At 43.8% G+C, this 20502-nt stretch carries 19 protein-coding genes; 15 read left to right on the top strand and 4 right to left on the bottom strand.

Going from position 1 to position 20502, the window contains the following annotated elements; genetic code table 11:
• The first annotated feature begins 47 nt into the window (after positions 1 to 47).
• The 3 genes from H580_RS0121950 to H580_RS0121940 all read left to right on the top strand — a co-directional run bounded on the left by H580_RS0121950 (position 48) and on the right by H580_RS0121940 (position 5921).
• On the top strand, positions 48 to 1601 hold the full coding sequence (locus H580_RS0121950) for an ATP-binding cassette domain-containing protein (RefSeq protein WP_028596686.1): 1554 nt from the start codon (positions 48 to 50) through the stop codon (positions 1599 to 1601).
• A gap of 261 nt (positions 1602 to 1862) precedes the next feature.
• The gene (locus tag H580_RS25180; protein ID WP_051217652.1) at positions 1863 to 4589 is read left to right on the top strand and encodes a putative bifunctional diguanylate cyclase/phosphodiesterase; all 2727 of its coding nucleotides are present in this window, start codon (positions 1863 to 1865) and stop codon (positions 4587 to 4589) included.
• A 6-nt stretch (positions 4590 to 4595) separates the two neighbouring features.
• Positions 4596 to 5921 (top strand): ABC transporter substrate-binding protein, encoded by a 1326-nt coding sequence (locus H580_RS0121940; protein WP_028596685.1) that lies wholly within the window; start codon positions 4596 to 4598, stop codon positions 5919 to 5921.
• A gap of 54 nt (positions 5922 to 5975) precedes the next feature.
• Here the strand turns inward: H580_RS0121940 and H580_RS0121935 are convergent, their stop codons facing one another.
• Positions 5976 to 6452 (bottom strand): MarR family winged helix-turn-helix transcriptional regulator, encoded by a 477-nt coding sequence (locus H580_RS0121935; RefSeq protein WP_028596684.1) that lies wholly within the window; start codon positions 6450 to 6452, stop codon positions 5976 to 5978.
• A gap of 169 nt (positions 6453 to 6621) precedes the next feature.
• On the opposite strand from H580_RS0121935, the gene H580_RS0121930 reads away from it, so the two are divergent.
• The 4 genes from H580_RS0121930 to H580_RS0121915 are packed head-to-tail and all read left to right on the top strand — an operon-like array spanning position 6622 to position 10078.
• The gene (locus H580_RS0121930) at positions 6622 to 7608 is read left to right on the top strand and encodes an NAD(P)H-quinone oxidoreductase (protein ID WP_245583626.1); all 987 of its coding nucleotides are present in this window, start codon (positions 6622 to 6624) and stop codon (positions 7606 to 7608) included.
• Between the two features lie 24 nt (positions 7609 to 7632).
• Positions 7633 to 8331, top strand: coding sequence for an ABC transporter ATP-binding protein (locus H580_RS0121925; RefSeq protein ID WP_028596682.1), 699 nt, complete (start codon positions 7633 to 7635; stop codon positions 8329 to 8331).
• A complete protein-coding gene (locus tag H580_RS0121920; RefSeq protein WP_028596681.1) occupies positions 8328 to 9617 on the top strand; it encodes an ABC transporter permease in 1290 nt (429 codons plus the stop codon). Before H580_RS0121925 ends, H580_RS0121920 begins: the two co-directional genes overlap by 4 nt.
• A gap of 56 nt (positions 9618 to 9673) precedes the next feature.
• Complete coding sequence (locus H580_RS0121915) at positions 9674 to 10078, top strand: hypothetical protein (RefSeq protein ID WP_028596680.1); 405 nt, start codon at positions 9674 to 9676, stop codon at positions 10076 to 10078.
• 138 nt (positions 10079 to 10216) lie between these two features.
• Here H580_RS0121915 and H580_RS0121910 read toward each other — a convergent pair whose 3' ends face one another.
• On the bottom strand, positions 10217 to 11482 hold the full coding sequence (locus H580_RS0121910; RefSeq protein WP_028596679.1) for a BaiN/RdsA family NAD(P)/FAD-dependent oxidoreductase: 1266 nt from the start codon (positions 11480 to 11482) through the stop codon (positions 10217 to 10219).
• A gap of 227 nt (positions 11483 to 11709) precedes the next feature.
• Between H580_RS0121910 and H580_RS25175 the strand changes: the two genes are divergently transcribed.
• From H580_RS25175 to nadE, 5 genes are all read left to right on the top strand, one after another.
• Entirely contained in the window at positions 11710 to 13491 is a 1782-nt protein-coding gene (locus H580_RS25175; RefSeq protein ID WP_245583625.1) for a two-component system sensor histidine kinase NtrB, read from the top strand.
• Between the two features lie 79 nt (positions 13492 to 13570).
• On the top strand, positions 13571 to 14308 hold the full coding sequence (locus H580_RS25170) for a prolipoprotein diacylglyceryl transferase (protein WP_051217651.1): 738 nt from the start codon (positions 13571 to 13573) through the stop codon (positions 14306 to 14308).
• 36 nt (positions 14309 to 14344) lie between these two features.
• Positions 14345 to 14467, top strand: coding sequence for a spore protein (locus tag H580_RS26550; RefSeq protein WP_211224433.1), 123 nt, complete (start codon positions 14345 to 14347; stop codon positions 14465 to 14467).
• Positions 14468 to 14601: 134 nt separating this feature from the next.
• Positions 14602 to 15036: a BrxA/BrxB family bacilliredoxin gene (locus H580_RS0121890; protein ID WP_028596678.1), complete on the top strand. Its 435-nt coding sequence runs from the start codon at positions 14602 to 14604 to the stop codon at positions 15034 to 15036.
• A 63-nt stretch (positions 15037 to 15099) separates the two neighbouring features.
• A complete protein-coding gene (gene nadE, locus H580_RS0121885) occupies positions 15100 to 15909 on the top strand; it encodes an ammonia-dependent NAD(+) synthetase (protein WP_028596677.1) in 810 nt (269 codons plus the stop codon).
• A 209-nt stretch (positions 15910 to 16118) separates the two neighbouring features.
• On the opposite strand, the gene H580_RS0121880 is transcribed toward nadE, so the two are convergent.
• Entirely contained in the window at positions 16119 to 16301 is a 183-nt protein-coding gene (locus H580_RS0121880) for a hypothetical protein (RefSeq protein WP_028596676.1), read from the bottom strand.
• A gap of 559 nt (positions 16302 to 16860) precedes the next feature.
• Positions 16861 to 17838, bottom strand: coding sequence for an alpha/beta hydrolase family protein (locus tag H580_RS0121875; protein WP_157283063.1), 978 nt, complete (start codon positions 17836 to 17838; stop codon positions 16861 to 16863).
• A gap of 317 nt (positions 17839 to 18155) precedes the next feature.
• Between H580_RS0121875 and H580_RS0121870 the strand changes: the two genes are divergently transcribed.
• The 3 genes from H580_RS0121870 to H580_RS0121860 are packed head-to-tail and all read left to right on the top strand — an operon-like array spanning position 18156 to position 20386.
• A complete protein-coding gene (locus H580_RS0121870) occupies positions 18156 to 18551 on the top strand; it encodes a GntR family transcriptional regulator (protein WP_028596674.1) in 396 nt (131 codons plus the stop codon).
• Positions 18538 to 19413 carry an ABC transporter ATP-binding protein gene (locus H580_RS0121865; protein WP_028596673.1) on the top strand — a complete coding sequence of 292 codons (876 nt, stop codon included), beginning with the start codon at positions 18538 to 18540 and terminating at the stop codon, positions 19411 to 19413. The genes H580_RS0121870 and H580_RS0121865 overlap by 14 nt, the downstream gene beginning before the upstream one ends.
• Complete coding sequence (locus H580_RS0121860; protein WP_028596672.1) at positions 19403 to 20386, top strand: hypothetical protein; 984 nt, start codon at positions 19403 to 19405, stop codon at positions 20384 to 20386. The genes H580_RS0121865 and H580_RS0121860 overlap by 11 nt, the downstream gene beginning before the upstream one ends.
• Positions 20387 to 20502: the final 116 nt, after the last annotated feature.

Genomic DNA, 20502 nt, shown 5'->3' with positions numbered 1-20502 from the left:
GGTGATTAAGATTCAATGAGCAGGGAAGCAAAAGGAGGCCCGTTACGATGAATATGCCTTTGCTGCGACTATCACAGGTTAGCTTCAGCTACCCCGATGCGCCCTGTTTATTGAAAGAGATAGATCTGACTATCGAACAGGGAAGCTTCACCGTCATATTGGGAGAGAGCGGTAGCGGAAAATCTACGTTAAGCCGTATTATGGCTCAAGTGATGCCAGAACATGAAGGTCGATTGGATGGCAGTGTTTATGTAAGCAGTGAAACTGTTGGACATATGGGTGGCGAGTTATCTTCCTTCGTCGTTGGAGTTGTAGAAGATGAATTAGCTTTTGGGCCAGCTAATCTTGGCGTAGACATTTCCGAGATTGAACGGCGCATTGAAAGAGAACTCAAGCGAATTGACATGCGGGATTACCGATTGTCTGCTATTGAGCAGTTATCTGGAGGCCAGCAGCAGCAAATTGCTGCAAGCAGTGTTTGGACGATGGAGCCGCAGTTGCTCATCATGGACGATGCTTGGAGTCATCTCGATAAAGGCGCAAAGCTGTTATTTGCGGATGCTCTATTACAGTGGCTTGAGGAGTCTGCTGCTCATGCACTAGTCATGATCTTGCCAAGAGTGGAACAGCGGGATCATTCTCATCCTCTTTGGTTGCGGGCCACTTGGCTCCAATTGAAGCAAGGTCAATTGCTTCCTACTGTACCGTTTGAGCTGGCTAGTTCGTTCTCGATGGATAAGGGAAGCGAAGGAGAGCCAGCAGTTAGGGGAAACAGAAATATCGACGAACAATTGCAAGTGGCGGCTATTAAACTGGAAGATGCATGCTCAAGCTATCCAGACTCCGCCTTTGGCATTCGCGCAGATGCTGTACTTATGCCAGGTGAAGCTGTGCTGCTGCAAGGTGAGAATGGCTCAGGAAAGACAACGCTGCTGCATATGATTACACAGTCTTTGCCTTTACAGCATGGAACTGTCCGCATAGTTGGACATTCGTTATTGAGTTTGAAGCCGCATGAATTGGCTAGGCTTGTCGGTTATGTGCCTCAGTCCAGCTACGCGATGTTTTTATATGATACTGTGCAGCAAGAGCTTGAGTTCGTGTATGATAGCACAATCGCAATTGGAATAAACCCTTATACACCTTGTCCAGTCAATCCGCTTAACGAAAATGATGATTGCAAGGTTAAGAAGGTCGATCCTATTAACAATGACAATCAAGGCAAACATGGGAAGCCGGAACGCTCGCGTACCGAATGGGTTAACAACCATTTGGAACTGCTTGGCTTGACGCATCGAGCACAGGAAAATCCACAAGAGCTTCCTGCTGCCAGTAGACGTATGCTAAATTTCATCATGGCAACCGCTCATCGGCCTCATTTGCTCATTTTAGATGAACCAACTGCAGGATTGGATGAACGCTTTGCCTCTGCACTCATTCATTACTGTGAGCTGCTGCGTCAGCAAGGTACAGCGCTTATCGTGGCTACTCATGATGAACTGTGGGATCGTTATGCGCAGGAGCGATCGAACTGGCATTTATGGATGATGAACAACGGGAATCTCCGTATTTATAGGCATGAACATGTAAACGAGGAATAGAACATGTAGCTGATCTAGAATAGTGAATGAACGGATCTAACAACAACCGACACGATGAAAGTGTCGGTTTTTTATTTGCAATAGGTAGGAAAAGTCATTTTTGTGTCGAATTTATTTATGTAATGCCTTCATGGTGAGGGATGTTATTCCAAATTAGATGCCTTTCTCCGTGACATGTACATCTATTCGCAGTGTCGTGCAGATAGCGGCAGAACATTAATTTATGTATGTCTGTTCAATATGTAAAGGAGTAATTTTGCTATGCCGCGTTCTTTACTACCTTATAGCTCATGGCGTGCGGGGCTCATCTGCGCGGTTCTCATCGCATTCGCGGCCCTTTTCACGCAGTATGGCATTCAATATGCATATGGCGCCGAGTTTATGATTTGCAGCGCCTTTTTACTAATTATCCTCGTTTTGTTCGGTTCCCAATGGGCGGCTGGCTCCGCATTAATTGTTAGTCTTGGCTTGTATTTTTTTGGTTTTGGATCAGTTACGCTACTGTTAATTGGCTTAGAGCTTATCTTGGTAGGATATTTATATGAGCGTAAGAGAGAACTACTCTTATTATGGAGCGGCTTGTATTGGCTTTGTATAGGGGCTCCCTTTGCTGCCCTATTCTTTTACTTGTCTACGGACATACTCAGTGCGGAAGTACTGCTTCAATATTTTATGTTTGCTATGAATGGTTTGCTTAATGCTTTTCTTGCAGACATTATCGTTACCTACGTTCCGTGGTCGCGGGTCATTCCAAAGGCTCGCAAAAAGTCCGTTTATTTGAGCCAACTTTTAACTCATCTTTGCATCGCAGCTATTTTTATTCCGTTTATGATCAACATGGTTTTGGACAGCAAACAAATGCGCAACGAGATTGAAACCGATTCCTTCTATTTTTTAGATACGCAGACACGTCTTGTTTCAGACTGGCTGTACGAGATGAATCTGAGTAAACGACAGAGTTTAGCCTTAAGACACAGGATTCAGGTTGGCATGGTAGAACGAATGATGGAGGATTACTCTCATAGCAGCTTATTAAAAATTTCACTCTATGATAGTAATAATGAGCTCATTACATCTACGGATGAGCATTGGTTTAAGGTGACTGACATGAGTAAAAATGAAGGGAGACTAGAGAAGGATCCTCTCTTAATTGATGGATTTAATCTGAATCATAATGATGTACAACATTTTTTCAGATGGCTTCCATCTGCACATGATTATGACTATGAAACTCGCCGATGGAGCGATGGCTATTATGTAATGGAAAGACGGTTGAAGGAGCATCCCATAAATAAAGTGGTGGTGCTGCTGCCAATCTCGCACTATTTAAAAGAAACGATTGAGCTTTATTTGCAAAAATATATTACGTTGTTTATCCTTTGTTCGCTTGCAGCAGGTATGTCTATATTAGCCAATCGGTATATCGTCCGCTCGCTTAGCAATCTTACAGCGATTACAACAGGGATGCCGAATAAGCTTCTTACTCACAAAATTCCGTGGCCAGAGAGCAGTATCGGAGAAATCCGCTCACTGGTGCATAACTTTCGGATGATGTCCGACCGTCTCGCGGAAATGATTCGTGAGATGAATCGGATGAACGAGAAGTTGGTTGATCAGACGACGATGCTGGAAACTTCAGAGGAGAAGCTTCAACATCTCGCTTATTATGATACATTGACGCAGTTGCCAAATCGACATTATTTTACAGTTAATCTTGAGAAAGCGTTAAAGGCAGCTGAACAGAAGTCTTCTTCGCTCGTACTTATGTTTATCGATTTGGATCGATTTAAGCATATTAATGATTCACTTGGTCATAACATTGGTGATTCTTTGCTGGTACGGGTTGGGCAGCGGCTAACCTGTTGTATGAGCACTATGGCAGGAGCGCACATTTGTGCACGTCTTGGTGGAGATGAATTTGTTGTCATTATGGAAGACAGCTGCCGCCAAGATGCTACAGTAGCCGTGCATCAGATTTTAACTCAGTTCAGAGAAAGCTTTTTTGTATCTTCCTACGAGTTGTACATATCGGCATCAATTGGCATCGCTGTGTATCCTGATGATGGTACGGAGTTTACTTCGTTGTTGAAGCATGCTGATACAGCCATGTACGCTGCTAAAGATCGAGGAGGGCAGACGTATATGTTCTATGATCAGCTTCATCCAGAGCAGCTGCCAGAAAGGCATATGCTGGAGAGCGATCTGCGCAAGGCGCTGGATCGTGGAGAACTGCATCTTAATTACCAGCCAATCGTTGATGTTGAGGGAGTCGTGACGGCCGCTGAAGTGCTTCTGCGTTGGAATCATCCAGAACGCGGGTTTGTGTCCCCGTCCAAATTTATTCCCTTGGCAGAAGAATCAGGACTTATTATTCCTATTGGCGACTGGGTACTGCGTACAGCATGCTTACAGCATCTGGAGTGGACAAGCAAGCAAGTGCTGCCGCATTTTAAGCTGTCTGTTAATGTTTCACTGCGGCAATTTCTGAACCATGATTTTTTGGCAAGTGTTGACCGCATTTTAGAGCAAACAGGTTTTAATCCCGAAAGCTTGATTCTTGAGATTACAGAAGGTTATGTTCACAAGCATGTAGAACAAGCCATTTTCGTATTAAAGCAGTTGGACAAGCGCGGCATTCAAATCGCAGTAGATGACTTTGGGACAGGGTATTCATCCTTAAGTCGTTTAAAAACACTACCCATCCACATCTTAAAAATCGATCGTTCCTTTGTTCGACATTTGCAAAGTGACAGCACCAATGTATCTATCGTGCAGGCTGTCATCCAGATGGGGCAAAGCATGAATCTTAAAGTTATGGCAGAAGGAGTAGAAACAGTGGAGGAACTAGTGCAGCTACAGGCGCTTGGTTGTACGCAAATTCAAGGATACCTTATAACACCGCCGCTTCCAGCAAAGGAGTTCGTCGCACAATATCATCAATTTGCGATGATGGAGCATATATTGGGAGCTGCTCGACCCGGAGGTTGATCGGACATGATACAAGTTCGATTATCATATAGACATTTGCTTGCTACGCTTATTGTATGTTTCTTTGCATTACTGCTATCTGGCTGCGCTCGTACCGAAAAGGTATCAACATGGCCACGAGAGCATAAAACATTGGGGAAAGAAGTGGCCCCGCAAGAGATTACGATATGGGCATATAGTGAAAACTATAAGCAGTTAGCTGAAAAATTTGAAAAGAACCATCAAGGGGTCAAAGTCCATATTAAGCGTATTAATTATCATGACCATGTGAATGTGTACAGAGAAGCATTAGTCAGCGGCAGCACTCCTGACGTTATGGAAGTCGATCACATGGTGCTTGGTGAGTTTAGTGTGATTGATGGGCTGGTGGACTTAAAAGGTGAGGGTTATTTAGAGGATAAGCTCAAAAATACGATGTCAATACCGCTATTGAAAGCGGCGCATTCGCTAGATAATGAGCGACTATTTGCACTCCCGATTTCGACTTCACCACTGTTGACATACTATCGCAAAGATATTATGGAAAAGTACGGTTATCCATCTGAACCGGAAGAGCTTGCAAAGTATTTGGAGAGCGAAGAACGTTTACTTGCTATGGCTATAAGGCTGAGGCAAGAAGGAATCTATATGATGCAAGATGTCACCAATCCTTTAGATTGGGCAGAATCAGCCATTCCTTTATTCGACAACATGTATATGTTTAACCGTAATAACGTTCACATCGCACGTGCATTTGAGCTGTCACAGAAACTAAAAGAAAGCGATCTTGCACTCAACATCCCATTGCGTACGAAGGCAGGGAAGGAGGCAGTTCGTTCGGGCCATCAGGCAATGGTGTATCTTGGGACATGGGGCGAGAAGCGTCTAAGAGAGATCGCACCAGAGACGAAGGGATTGTGGCGGGCTACGAAATTACCATTAGGCACGTACGGGTTCTCAGACGGAACGTACTTCATGATGCCTAAGATGTCGAACAATAAGCAGTTGGCTTGGGAGTTCATGAAATATGTGTATGAACATATGGATCAGGACGGATTAGTGGCTGCCCATCTTCCATCTCGACTTCACCTGTTGGAACAAAGTAGCAGGAGTGAATTTCTAGGAGGACAGCATGCGAATGAGCTGTATATGAAGTTGACCAATCACATTGTGGAATACCGCCCAACCCCGTTTGATGTGGATATGGAAGAGAAGTATCGAGCACGTAGGCAGCAAGCGATAGATGATAATTCAAAGCCTTATGACACTCTTTCTTCCATTGAACATGCGATCAATGCGGAGGTAAGGCAGTCTCGCAAGATTTTAATGGACATGATGAGTGTAAGAAGATAAATAGATGTTTATGAAAAAGAGCCGTGCTTCGTAGGGGAAGCAGGCTCTTTAGCTCTATTCATTTTTTGTATAGTGGATAAGAGCAAGACGTTCTGCTTGTAAGCCTAACTTTTTGAGAAGGGTAATGGCTTGATCTTTTTCTTTCGTTGTCAATCCACTTAGTGCTCTACGAAGCATTTGGGCTTGACGGGGCACAATAAGCTTCATACTTTGCCATCCACTTTCACTTAACTCGGCATAGATGACGCGACGATCTTTTGTACAAGGAAGACGTTTCACATATCCGCTGCGCTCAAGTTTATCGATGACATAAGTGATGTTTCCGCTTTGGAGCAGCAACTTAGAACCAATTTGCTGGATAGGCTGAGGTCCTTTATGGTATAGCATTTCCAGTACAGCAAAGTCAGTCGGGTTGAAGCCTTCCTGTTTACAGCCAGCAGCAGTGTGATCGGAGATGCTCTTGAATGCTTTGGAGAAAACGCGAAATAGATGCAGTGACGCTTCGGTCTCTCTGTCCATGCGCTCATGCATAGGAATCCCACCTTACTTATATATGTACCTATTCATCTTAATGGGTTAATAGGATAAAGGACATGTCATTTATCACATAATGGAAAATGTTGAGTGCACATGGATTTCTTGTACGTATTGTTATACAAGCGATGTAATAAATCGATACATCCTAGAGGAGGTAATGAAGATGGAAGAGCAGATGATTGCGTGTTTAGTTAATGAAAATAAGAGTTTGTATTGGGGAAGTTGGACAAAGCCGAAGTGTACATCAGGAGAATTGCTTATCCGTGTTGAAGCGACAGCGTTGAACCGAGCAGATTTGCTGCAAAAGCGCGGTTTGTATGCCCCGCCTAAAGGGGCATCCCCGATTATCGGTTTAGAGATGGCGGGAGTTGTAGAGGAAGTGGGTTCAAGCGTAGAAGGCTGGGAAGTGGGCGATCGAATATGTGCACTGCTGCCTGGGGGAGGTTATGCCCAGTACGTTACGATACCTGCGGAATTGGCTATACGAATTTCTGATAAGCTTACATTTGTTGAGGCTGCGGCGATTCCAGAAGTATTTTTGACAGCATATCTCAATATGTTCGAGTTGGGCAGATTGAAAGCAGGCGAGCATGTGTTAATTCATGCTGCGGCAAGTGGTGTAGGAACTGCAGCCGTACAACTGGCTAAAGCAGCGGGTGCATTTGTAATTGCAACGGTTGGTACAGATGAAAAAGCGGATGCAGTTGAACGCCTTGATGCAGATGTCGTCATTAACTACCGGAATCAATCGTTTGAAGATGCGGTTATGGAATATACCAATGGAAAAGGTGTCGATATGATCATGGATCCTATCGGTGCTTCTTATTGGAATTCTAATATGGAAGCCTTGGCGATGGACGGGCGTCTGATCTTATTTGGTGTGTTGGGCGGTTCTAAGGTGGAGAACGTTGATTTGCTGCCAGCTATGATGCGGCGCATTCATATTATTACGAGTACGCTGCGAGGTCTGCCTATTGAGCGCAAGGCGGCACTTACAGCTTCCTTTGTTGACTGGGCAATGCCTTTGATTGAGAAAGGTGAAATCGAGCCTGTCGTGGACTCTGTATGGGAAGCTGAAGAAATAAATGAAGCGCATGCGCGTATGGAACGTAATGAAAATATAGGGAAAATGGTGGTTCTTGTTCCCTAATTTCACTTTAGGAGGAAGAACTACATGACAGTGCTTCAAGTTGACCTGATAGAGGCAGGATATGAAGCAGGCGACAGTAAGATATCTGCGATCAAATTTGATGTCCAACCTGGGGAACTAGTTGGACTTATCGGCCCGAACGGTGCTGGGAAAAGTACAACGATCAAGTCGATCTTAGGCATTATGCAGCACGTAAAGGGAAGTATTCAAATTGGGGCTGGTAATGGTTCATATGCGTATGTTCCAGAACAGCCGGAATATTACGATACGATGACGTTGTGGGAGCACTTGGAACTGGCAGGTGCTTCTCATGATGTAAGTGACACGGAATTGAAAGAGCGAGCCGTGCCGCTTATTGAGGAGTTTGGGATGCTCGACGTTATTCATCATCTGCCTGGTAGCTTTTCTAAGGGGATGAGGCAGAAAATGATGCTCATTATTGCTTTCTTGCTCCGGCCTCCTCTTTATATTGTAGATGAGCCATTTGTAGGCTTGGACCCTAGAGCAACTCGAATATGGCTGGATAAGTTGAAAAGTGAACGAGAACGCGGAGCGGGTGTATTGATGAGTACTCATGTATTGGACACGGCCGAGCGCATTTGTGATCGATTTGTGCTTATTCAACAGGGAGCTGTCGTTGCACATGGCACACTAGAAGATATCCGCCAACGAGCTGGTTTGCCAAACGGGAGCTTAATGGATTGCTTTGAGGTGCTGACATGAAGACAGCTAGAGCGTTAGCTATACGAAGATGGAAGACCTTTTCTCGATATCAATGGGACTCGATCAAATTGGTTATTCCTGATTGGATAGTTGCTCTTTATATCGTAGTTCCTGCCCTTGTATTTGTTGCTGTGGTTTATTGGTCATGGTGGAATGAACCCCTATATGCGGCAGCGCTTCAACTGCCTGAGTTCGTATGGTTCACTCCATTGCTAAGTTTAGTGTTTATGGGTGAGCTTCGTGTTTGGGTAGAAGCAGCGGATAAGCTCTTTTTAATTCAACGGCAAGAATGGATTCGTTCACTTGTACGATTTGGCCTGGTGGAATTTGTGGTCAGACAGTTAGGGATAATAGCCTTCTCGATTATTATTGTTTTGCCATGGCTTGTGCGAGGATATGCTATGCCTACCTCGATAATAGTTACGGCAGCTTTATGCACGTTATCATTGTCTTGGCTTCAGGCTTTAACTGAACATTGGCTTCGAGCGCATCTGCATGGCTGGAGACGTGTAGTAGGGAAAGTGGCGCAAATGATAGCTATCACGCTGTTGTTTGGATTGCTCATTTGGCTTGTGCAGTTCGATACATCGGGCTTGCTTGCTATTGTTGGTATAGTCTTTGTCGTCTTATTATCTATGCCTGTCTTGCGCTGGCGCTTGAGGGAGAGAGCTAACTTCGAAAAGGATGCAGCGGCTGAGGCCAAGCAAAAGGGGAATCTTGCTCAGCTGGTATTGTCCCAAGCTGTTGAGCAGACTGGCCGCAGAAACCGCAAGCGATCGTGGGTGTTCCGACAATCTGGCTATGGGAAACGGCTGAAGCGCAATAGAGATGACAAGCTGGGTCCATTGGCAGTCAAGACGTTATGGCGCAATAAAGCCTCATTATTCCTTTTTATTAAGATTGTAGGTGTAGGAACTACAGCTATTGTGGCGACGGGGTTAGAGGAACCTTTGATGTTAATCGGAGTTATTCCGCTTCTATTCGTTATTGTTAGTGTTTGGCTGCATATGTACTGGAAAAGCCTTGTCACAGGCGAGTACTGGTGTTTATTTCAGTTCCGTAGTGAAGTATTGTGGAAGGCGGCCGAGCACTTTGTAACGGTAAATGCTGCATTAGGCGGTCTAGTATGGGGGATAGCGACAGGTATTGTTGTAGGTTCAGGGAATCTGTTGATCGTATGTATGGCAGCTGTCCTAGGTACTATTGTATTGCCATTCGTTGGGCGTGCTTTTCTGTCCTTGCGTGGGTGGAGCTTTGAGCGTCCTAAAGCTGACACATCGGTATAATCTTGTTATTGCTGGGAATAGTAAGGGACGAAACTAGCAGACAGGAGGCATCTACGATGCATCAGGCTGTAATACGATTCCGATTTGGTACTAGCAGTGCAACGCAATTAGCACAAGATACATTGTCAGAGCTGGGATATGATGCGGTGATAGAGCCAAGCGGTGATTGTCTTCATATTCACATTGAACGCCAAGACTTGACCTCTGCGTTAGAAATTGCGGAAGCCCATGGTGGGCAATTAATTGAAGAAGCCCCTCTTACCGAGACAGCTGTAATGAGCAGTGCTTATGGAATCGATTGTATTCCGATTCCTGCGCATATTGTAAATGAGGATTGGGTGGATCGTGAAAGCTACAGCACGATTGATCCGACTGGGGATGATTTGTCGCATCGCGATGAAGAAGCGACAGGTTGGAATGATGAGCATACGAATCAATTCCAAGGCGGCATTCACTTGTAATCTGTCATGTCGATTCAGTATGATTCAGTACCAGTAATTACACGTGATTATAAACTTCTCCTCGCTGAAACTCGCAGTGAATGAATATTAAGTTCATCTGCGAGAAAGCAAGGAGAAGTTGTTCTTTACTCCATTAGCTTACTGTTCGTGTAGTTGTCCTGCGTGCATACCTGCTGTATATCCGGTAGCGAATGCTGCTGTAATATTATAGCCGCCTGTGTATCCGTGAATATCTAGAATTTCTCCGCAGAAGAAAAGTCCCGGCTTCAAGCGCGATTGCATGGATTTGGGATCAATTTCTTTTAGATTAACTCCACCGCCAGTTACAAATGCTTCTTCGATTGATTTGGTACCACTTATTTTAATCGGGAATGCTTTGACTAGCTGACACAACTTAAGCCAGGGCTGCTTAGGAATATTATCATAGGTAATAGACTCATCTAATCCAGCCATTTTGCATAACACGGGCAGCATACGCTCTGGGATAGCTTGCTTTAAAATATTTTTGATTGCCTTCTTTGGCTCCAAACGACAAAGCTTCATGAGGTAGCTGGCAAGCTGCTCTTCTGATTCGTTAGGCTTCAGATCGATGGTGAGCAGCACGGTAGATAAGCCAGTGCGTTTTAGCTCTTTCACGACATACTGACTACAGCGTAATACGGCTGGTCCTGATAAGCCAAAGTGAGTGAATATCATATCACCCTCATGCTGAACGAGTTTTTTACTGCGATCATTCCATACGGTCAACTCAATATCACGAAGTGAAAGGCCCTGTAGAGAACCTTCTCGAATAAAGGAAGCATTCGAGGTGAGAGGAACTTCTGTTGGGAACAGTTCGGTTATCGTATGACCTGCTGCTTCTGCCCAGGCATATCCATCTCCAGTAGAGCCTGTTTGCGGAACAGACTTTCCACCACTTGCAATGATAACGGACTTTGTATGAATGTATGTGCCGTCTCGTAATTGAACGCCGCTTACTCCTGCCTCATCGTAGCGAACATGATCGACAGGAGACATGGTCCGAATTGTAACCCCCAGTTTGCGAACTTCTCCTATTAAGGCGTCGACAACCGTCTTAGCTTTGTCCGAAACAGGGAACATTCTTCCGTTGTCCTCTTCCTTGAGTTTGATACCAAGATTTTCGAAAAAACCGATAATGAGCTCAGGATTGAAATGATTCCATGCGCTGTATAAGAACCGCCCATTACCAGGCACATAGCGAATAAATTCCTCGCGTGATTTATTATTTGTAACGTTGCAGCGACCTCCGCCACTAATGGCGAGTTTACGACCTAGCTTGTCTCCTTTATCTACAAGTACGACTTGGGCACCTTGTTGTGCTGCTGCGATAGACGCCATTAGTCCAGAAGGTCCTCCACCAATTACTACTACATCTGCTTGCATAGCCATCTCCTTATGCGTAAACGTTCCTTTTTCCCTATTGTACCCTTCATTTTGCTGATTGAACAAGTTAATGGTTGGTGTAGATTTTTGTAGAAGGTTGCTGTAGGTTGCAGAGTTTTGTTAAAAAATATCTAAAAATTTCAACATTAACGTTGTACAATGACAGCATTTTATGGTTTAATCAGGGAAAAAATCAACGATAACTATTGGAGTTGATAACGATAACCATGTTCGCTGCTTTCAAAGACACACTGTACGTCGCATTCAAAGATACATTACTACAAGTGTTGATCGCTTATTTTCCGGCTTTTACTTACCATATTTGCTTGATGAAGCCAGAGCGTATAGGAAGAGCGCATGTATATCTCTTTCTGTTTTCAGCGTTGTCGTTACTTTTTTGTATGTTGTTCTCATTTATGTATTTCCCCGAGACGAATCTTCCGTTTGATTTTCGCCTTATCCCGTTCATGGTTGGTTTCCTATATGGGGGTTATCGGGTAGGGATTATGTTAACGGCGATGTACATCGTTGTCATGCTCATGATGCACGCATGGCATGATCATTACACATGGTGGTCCGATTCACTGTTATATGTTGCTCCTCTTTTATTTTTAATGCTTACTTACTTCCAGCAGTCCAGTGCTCCTAGGCGAATACTCATGCTCATGGGTGTTGCTTCGCTAGGAATGCTGCTTCACTTCATTATTTATTCACTAAGTTTATGGGATCATCATATCCAGATGCAGACACATATTTTATTGTTTATGGGCATGTATGTAACGGTGTTCTTATGTGCGTCGTGCGCAATTATTTACATGATGGAATATGTCCGTGAGAAAGCATTTCTTCAGCAGGGATATCAAATGGTATGGCGTCAGTATCGACAAGAGGCACAGAAGATGCATCAACTTATTGATGAGACACCATTGGCTGTACTTGCTGTGGACGCTAATGCGCGAATTACTGCTGTTAATCAAATGATGCTTCGTATGCTGCAGCAGTACAATTCACGGCTTACTAATGTTGATATTATTGGTCGCTGCTATTATTCGTTCTCTGAAGAGTATGAGCTATTATACAAAGATGATTTCATGCTTGGTCGGGTCTTGAGTGGTGAGCCGCCGCAATCTGAGGTGATTCAGCATTTTAATCGGAAATATCTCGTTCGTACCGCCTCAATGCGGAATCAGGAAACGGGAGAAATTGTCGGTGCTGTAGGAATGGCTCATGATATTACGGAATTATCTCAACTTAGAGCTGAAATGGGGAACATGGAACGCTTGAGTCTAGTGGGACAAATGGCAGCTAGTATTACACATGAAATTCGAAATCCAATGGCTGTTGTACGTGGTTTTATTCAATTGATGCAGCGTAAGAGTCCAGAACATCTCAATGATTATTATGCGATTGTGATGGAAGAATTGGATCGTGCAAACATGATTATTAACGATTTTTTATCGCTAGCGCAAAATCGAATCGTGGAGAAGGAATTCATGCATTTGCATGACATCATCTCCAACATAAGTCCCTTGTTATGGGCAGATGCCAATATGCGTGGACAAGAGATTCATTTACAGCTTGCTGAAGATGTTCCCAAGCTGCTAATTAATTCGAAGGAAATGAAGCAATTGCTGCTGAACTTAGCCCGCAATGCGATGGAATCAATGGAGCAAAAGGGCGTGTTAACGATACAAACGAGATTCTATGAAGGTGTTGTAGAACTCATTGTTCGTGATAACGGACTAGGGATTCCTATTGCGGTTCAAGAGCGAATGTTTGAGCCTTTCTATACAACGAAGGCGAAGGGGACAGGCTTGGGGTTGCCGTTATGCTTGAGTATTGTCGAACGGCATGGAGGTGTTATAAGCATTGATTCTGAGATTGGTCGAGGAACCACATTTATTGTGTCTTTCCAAGTTGAAGCCAATGCAGCATATGAGAAGTGTATCAGTGTTGTACCCTCGCCAAGTATAAATGATACATCCGGAGAGACATCCCGTATTAGTTAGTTATATCGGATAAGTGGATATTGTTATGTTATGATTAGGTAAAAAGATTGAACTGTGAATCCATGTATGGAGGTCGATTGTGGGAGCGATACAACTAGGTTCATTGACGTTACAAATTGACTTGTTTATTATGCTGGCGGCCTTAGTGCTGGCAGGTGGAGTCATGCTTCTGCGTCTAAGGTTAGAGGGGATAAAGCTTCGTGCTTACACCGATTGGATGTTAACCATATTGCTTGTTGTCATCTTAAACGAAAAATTAGGGTATTTATGGGATGCACCTTCGATATTATGGCAGCAGCCTAAAGCATTACTCTTTTTACAAGGTACATCGTGGAATGGTAATGTGTTAATGCTCATTGGATTGGTCGCTTGGACTGTGTATTATGCTCGTAAACAGCAAACAAGCCTTAACGTTGTTGCGGATCTGACTGCGCATGGTGCATTGTTTGCAGCCGCCGTATATGGGTTTATCTATGCTTATGCAGGCATGACACCTGAAGGTTATACTCCGTTTCCTTTGCCTCCTACACTAGCGGCTGTACTTCCACCAGTTGAGTCGATATGGTGTGTTCTGCTGCTAGCTGGTTTGTGGCTGCGCAGAAGTAATCTAGGTACAGGGGCAGATGCGCGTTGGACACTAATAGTGAGTGGAGTATTGGGTATGTTGATTAGCTTTACTTCCGTACAAGCTAAGACAACGTTAGGATTGTCTACCATACAGTGGGTGTTTATAGGCTTACTCCTGCTTGGCTATTGGATGATGAAAATGGAGGAACAGCCTGTTATGGAGGATAAGTCTGCTGCAGAAAGCACATAATACGTGTGATGATGCAGGAGAAAGGAGGCTTATCTCATGTCAGAAGATTCAAAAGCTCAGCAGCAGCAAGATAAGGAAAATCAGGCGCGAAAGTCACGTGCCGGAGGAAATGCTGGTATTGATAAAAAGTTGAATGGGCCAAATCGTCCTTCTACTTAAATATGAACAAGTAATTAGTAATTATGGATTGTTCGGATTTTGTTGCATTTCGCAATGGTGCTTCGTTACAATAGAGTCGATATAGAACGGGAGGGCGTTCTATCGGAATCTATTTATGTAGGAGTGAATGTGAGATGTCTATGTCATTTGAGCAATATATGCGTGATATGGTAACACCAATGCGTACGGAGCTTACTTCGATGGGTATCGAAGAGCTTATAACAGCAGAGCAAGTAGAAGAGAAGCTTCCAAACGCGAAGGGAACAGCGCTTGTCGTTGTTAACTCTGTATGTGGCTGTGCAGCAGGTCAATGCCGCCCAGGTGTGCGCAAAGCATTGGAGCATGAAGTTACACCGGATCACTTGTTTACTGTATTCGCAGGACAAGATAAAGAAGCGACAGCAAAGGCACGCGAATATTTCGCACCATATCCTCCTTCTTCTCCATCGATTGCATTGATGAAGGACGGAGAACTGGTTCATTTTATTGAGCGTCTTAGCATTGAAAACCGTTCTGCTGAAGACATTGCTGCAGAACTAACAGCAGCATTCGATAAGCACTGTCGTTAAGACCGAATAGACCCCGCGCACTCGATGCGCGGGGATTTTTGCACAAGGAAGGAGATAGGGCAGATGAGCTTACAGGAAGAGATCGTCAAGCGATTCGGGGTACAGAAGGAAATTGATGAAGCAGCAGAGGTTCGCAAGCGCGTAGATTTTCTTAAGCAATATGTGAAGCAGTCGGGTACATCTGGTCTGTTAATTGCGATTAGTGGCGGTATTGATAGTGCGGTTGCAGCAGGTCTTTGTAAGCAGGCAACAGATGAATTGTCAGCAGAAACAGGTCAGCCGTATATGACGTTAGGCGTCTTCCAGCCTTATGGTCAGCAGGAAGATATTCAAGATAGCTATGCGGTAGCAAAAGCATTTCACTTGGAGCATACGGTAGAGACGAACATCGAAGAGGCAGTTAATGAGATTGCCTTGGAATCCGAGCATGCGTTGAAGCAAATTGGACAGTATCGTCATCTTAGCATCCCAGGCAAAGGAAATGTGAAAGCTCGTGTGCGTATGGTTACGCAGTATGCGTTGGCGTTTGACTTGAACTTATTAGTTGTTGGTACCGATCATGCCTCTGAGGCTTTGACAGGCTTCTATACAAAATGGGGTGATGGCGCGGTAGATATTACACCGCTTTCCTCGCTTAATAAACGTCAAGTTCGTCAGTTGGCACGTCATTTGGGCGTTCCCCAGAGCGTGTTGGACAAGGCTCCAACGGCTGGTTTGTGGGCGGGTCAAACGGATGAGAAGGAGCTTGGTATTTCCTACGAGCATAACAGCGACTATTTGGAAGGCAAAGAAGTGCCAACTGATGTACAGGAGAAGATTGAGCGTCAGTACAATAAAACGGAACATAAACGTGCTATCATTCCGGGCATTTAATTACATAAACATCCCGCCCACTTTATAGTGAGACGGGATGTTTTTTTGATGAATAGCACGAATTGTATAGTAGGTTCGGGTTTGGCTTGGGTGCGGTATCTTGTAAGCAAACATTGCCGATCATGATGTCAGGACGCAACGTGCTTCCCATATGGTCACAGCGCTTTGCGTGCAGTCGCTTGTGCCATGGAAGAGTTGTGGCCAATCAATTAGGGAATCGTACCGCTTAATGTCCATGTTGGAATAATCAAGCCGACCATGACCAATATCCAGATTACTTCTTGTGTACGGGAAGCTCCATCTTTAATGGCATTAATTATGGTTCGACGGTCCATTCCTTGGCTGAACGAAAATATTAGCAGCAAGCTGTTGTTTGGATAACATGATGTCATAAACCTCTCGATATATCATTAGTATTTGGGTTGCAGAGCAGTAACATAAAGTAACGTGCAGAACAGATTCCTTAGTTAATGTTATCCATGCAGACCAATTAGATAAGTCCACTATAGGTGGAAAAAAGCACAACAATGTCTTTCTAATAGTGGACACTAATTTTAAAAAAAGAGATAGATGGAGCCGTACGTTACACTCTATATATTGACATTAATGAGGTTTAATACACTACATCTATTGCTTACAACAATAAGTTGTTCAAACCCAGTTATATGTTGGTCGTGTCCACTTTTGTGTGGACAAATTAGCGATATGTCCTTTGTGCGCAAACGAAACCATCAAAAACGATACTTGTTAAACTCAACTCTTGTTTTGCGGCCTACTGGTCTGATGCTCAAATGGTGATTAGCATTAGCACAATTAAGCTGAACTCACCGCCTTCATTTTCGATTGAACAAGACATCTATTTGTATTGCCTGTTTGATCGGAATGGGGCAGGTTGCAAATCTAATATTATTCAACTATTACTTATCCTCTACATACGCACTTTCGTTTACCTTACTTATAACGGTACTGCAATTGTTTCTTCAGCCATGCTGCGCTATGCTCAATTGCTTCATTTAGCTGGCGAGTTGTGCCTTGGAAAGGATGCACAGCCTGAAACGTATGTCCTGCCTCGTCAATAATAATCCACTCAGCTTCTTTATATTGCTGCTGCAATCGTGATGAACCTTCGCAAAACCCCGGTAGATCGTTAGAGCCCTGAACCATAAGAAGAGGAAACTGAGCAGTAGACATACGCTCGATAATTTGATATTTTTCGGCATTTCTCTCTAAGTCCTCCAGTACTACGGCGTCTAGCGGAAGAGCTTCTCCAGTACGTGCATTGATCACTTGAGAACGACCTGTTGCACGAAGGTTTTCTTTTTGCTCTGTTGAGAAGAGGTCCACATTGGTGACTCCGTTCCATGTAAGGACGCCTGCAATATGCTCGGAATAATCAAGCGCATACAATAATGCCGTTGCACCGCCACGGCTGTGCCCCAAAATAAATGTAGGTTCATTAGAGGCGTGGTCAGCTTGGACAAGCATGCGTGAATCAAATGAGGGAATTCGGAGCGGGTTGGATAAAGCTAAGCTGGCATATACCTGTTCTTTCCATTGTTGAAATGCTTCCGAATGGACAAGTGCCAATACAGACGCCAAATCCTCTTGTTCGCGCTCATATGTATTCACGGCGAAGCGTTCAGGTTCACTGAATGAGCCCATGTCAGCACCAACACCATTGTGTGAGAAATTGAAGCGAACGACATTCAGATTCGTTAAAATAGCGAGTTGTTCAGCAGCAAAGGGGAAGAATCCCCAATCTTTAAAACCTTTAAATCCGTGGCAGATGAGAAGTGTGCCTTGTACGGCTTTTGCTCCTCCTGGGGGCAAATGAAGTGTTCCTCGAACGACTCGGCTCCCGTAAAGCTTTTCTTTACGATTGCCCGTATCGGACTCACCTAGCATATTCAAATTAAAATGATAGCTCAAAGCGATTCCTCCTTACCTTCAACGGTTCGATTCGGTTTTACAGGTGATTGTATCATAGTGAGTAGCTGTTGTATGCAAAACTTCATGATTAGTTAGTTACAAAAATGAGAAAAATTTGACAATTCAAGGGTGGTAGTTTATTGTGTATTAAGTGTACTATATCAAATAATACACTTAACTATTTTACGGGTTACTCTGCTTTAAGTGAAATCGCTGTTAGTGGGCCAGATAACTGAGAGGCGTAGACGATACATCATCTCGTGACATACCCATGGAAGACTTTTATCGATTGAAATGGAGTAGGAAGGAGGTTGTACATGATACAGCTGCAACAACGAAGTTCTTCTCCTATTTATGAGCAAATTGTAGAGCAAATGAAAGAGCTAGTTGCTAAAGACATCATGAAGGCTGGAGACAAAGTACCTTCGGTAAGAGAACTGTCCTCTACGTTATTGATTAATCCGAATACAGTAAGCAAAGCTTATCAAGAGCTTGAACGTCAGGGAGTGATCCAGACGATTAGAGGGAAGGGAACATTCATATTAGAGCCATCGGTTCCTAGAATGGCAGCAGAGCGTATCGAAGCACTTCGGCAGGAACTGCAGCGTTTAACGGTGGAAGCGAAGCATCTAGGTATGACGAAAGCACAATTTCGAGAAATGGTGGACGAAGCAAGTCATATGCTTGGGGAGGGTTATCATGCTGCGGATTGAAACAATTGGGAAGCGTATCGACAACAGGCAGGTACTAAGTGGTGCATCCTTTGAGGTAGAGCCTGGCCAAATCGTAGGATTGCTTGGAAGGAATGGAACAGGAAAGACAACGATGCTGCGCACGATAGTGGGTATATATGCCCCGGATAGCGGAAAAGTAACGTTGGATGGCATTGATGTTCATGCGAAGCCGGAAGTGAAGCGAGATCTCGTATTTATCCCAGATGCGCCAACTGCGTTGGATGGCTATGGACTGGGGGAATGCGCTAGAATGTTTGCACGGATTTATCCAAAATTCGATATGGATTTTTTCCAGACCACGCTTAAGGAATTCGGTTTGGGGGAAGGACAGAAAGTGCGTAAACTGTCTAAGGGAATGAAAATGCTCTTCAGTACAACGTTAGGTTTGGCGACGAGAGCACGATATATTTTGTTGGATGAACCGACGAATGGGGTAGATGTCATTGCTAAGAAGCAATTGCTCGCACTGATTATGGGGGCGCTGACCCCGGAAAGCAGCATCGTCATTTCTACGCATATGCTCCATGAGCTAGATCGAATAGCGGACAAAATTATTTTGCTGCGGGATGGTAAGAGCGATGAGCAGTGGACGTTAGAACAATTGCAGCAGCGAGTACGCAAGCTGCAAATTGTGTTTACGGATGGTGCATCTGCTCAGATGCTGGAGCAGCCATGCGTTCACGTTTTACAGCAGATTGGTCCTGTACATACAGTGTTGATGGAATCTGATGAGCTATATGGGCTTCTGAGTGATAACAGTAAACTGCTCATTGACGAATTACCTTTAACGCTTGAAGATTGGTTCACATGGAAGTCGGGAGGTGATGGCGATGCTGCGTAACCTTTTTGATCGAGGACTGTGGTGGAAGGAATTTAGGCAGGCGAGGCTTATGCTGCTTGTGATGCTCGTCGTTGGATTTTTTGCGCTTCCTTATACGCATATTCGTTATTACTTTATAATGCAGTCAGGGGAACCTTATGGGGAACTGATGCATATCATTAGAGATTTGAAGGAGAACCCAGCAGGCTTCTGGATGGTGACCGATTTATTATCAAGCTTTTTAGCTACGATGATAGTAGTGAGTTTGATTTTGGCTATCTATCAGCTTGGTCTAGAACGACATGCTCACAGACAGGAGCTTAGCTTTTCATTGCCATATTCTCGTAGTCAAATGTATATAACAAAGTTATTGATTGGTATAACATGTATAGTTATTTCTACATTGATAAATGTATTACTCGATATTGTCATGCTATTTGCTTTGGATTTCAGCTTTATGATGATGTGGGAAGATTATGTGACGTATATAGGGAAGCTTCTGCTTGTGGTCCTGTCTGCATATTCAATCGGTATGTTTGTTGGTACGATTAGCGGTTCGTTAGTAGCGCATATTGCATTTACGTTCATCGTAATATATTATCCTGAGTTTATAAGATGGAGTTTCAGAACGGTCTCTCATCTTTATGATATTTCAATACTACAGAATTATAATCAATATCCGCTAATTACTTATTTTTTTGATATGCAATATGGCAGTTATCATTCCTTGTTTGTTTTACTAGTTACAATTGGACTAGGGATAGTTCACTATCGTTTCAATCATGCTGAACATAACGGGAAGTGGGTTGTTGTTCCTATATGGGAGAAAATTTTAATTATCGGCTTTGCGATAAGCAGCGGGTTATTTTTCGGATTTTATGTATATCATCAACATTACAGTGGAAAAATTGGCTACGGGATCGGATTTGGTGTTGGACTTATTATTGGCTATGTAATGATTAAATTACTTAACCGTCTGCGTGTTCGTTTCTAAATAGTTTGTCGCACTACTACTAAATTAGCTGAGCGGAGACTACAGTGCTATATTGGGCTGTTGGGCCGCCATATAAATGAGGAGCAAGTGGTAGTGAGTGAAAGAAGCGCCCGTCC

The sequence above is a fragment of the Paenibacillus assamensis DSM 18201 genome (assembly GCF_000422445.1).
In the GTDB taxonomy this organism is placed as follows: domain Bacteria; phylum Bacillota; class Bacilli; order Paenibacillales; family Paenibacillaceae; genus Paenibacillus_B; species Paenibacillus_B assamensis.
Note: the sequence above shows the minus strand (reverse complement) of the source record. Positions and strands in the feature narration are given on the sequence as shown.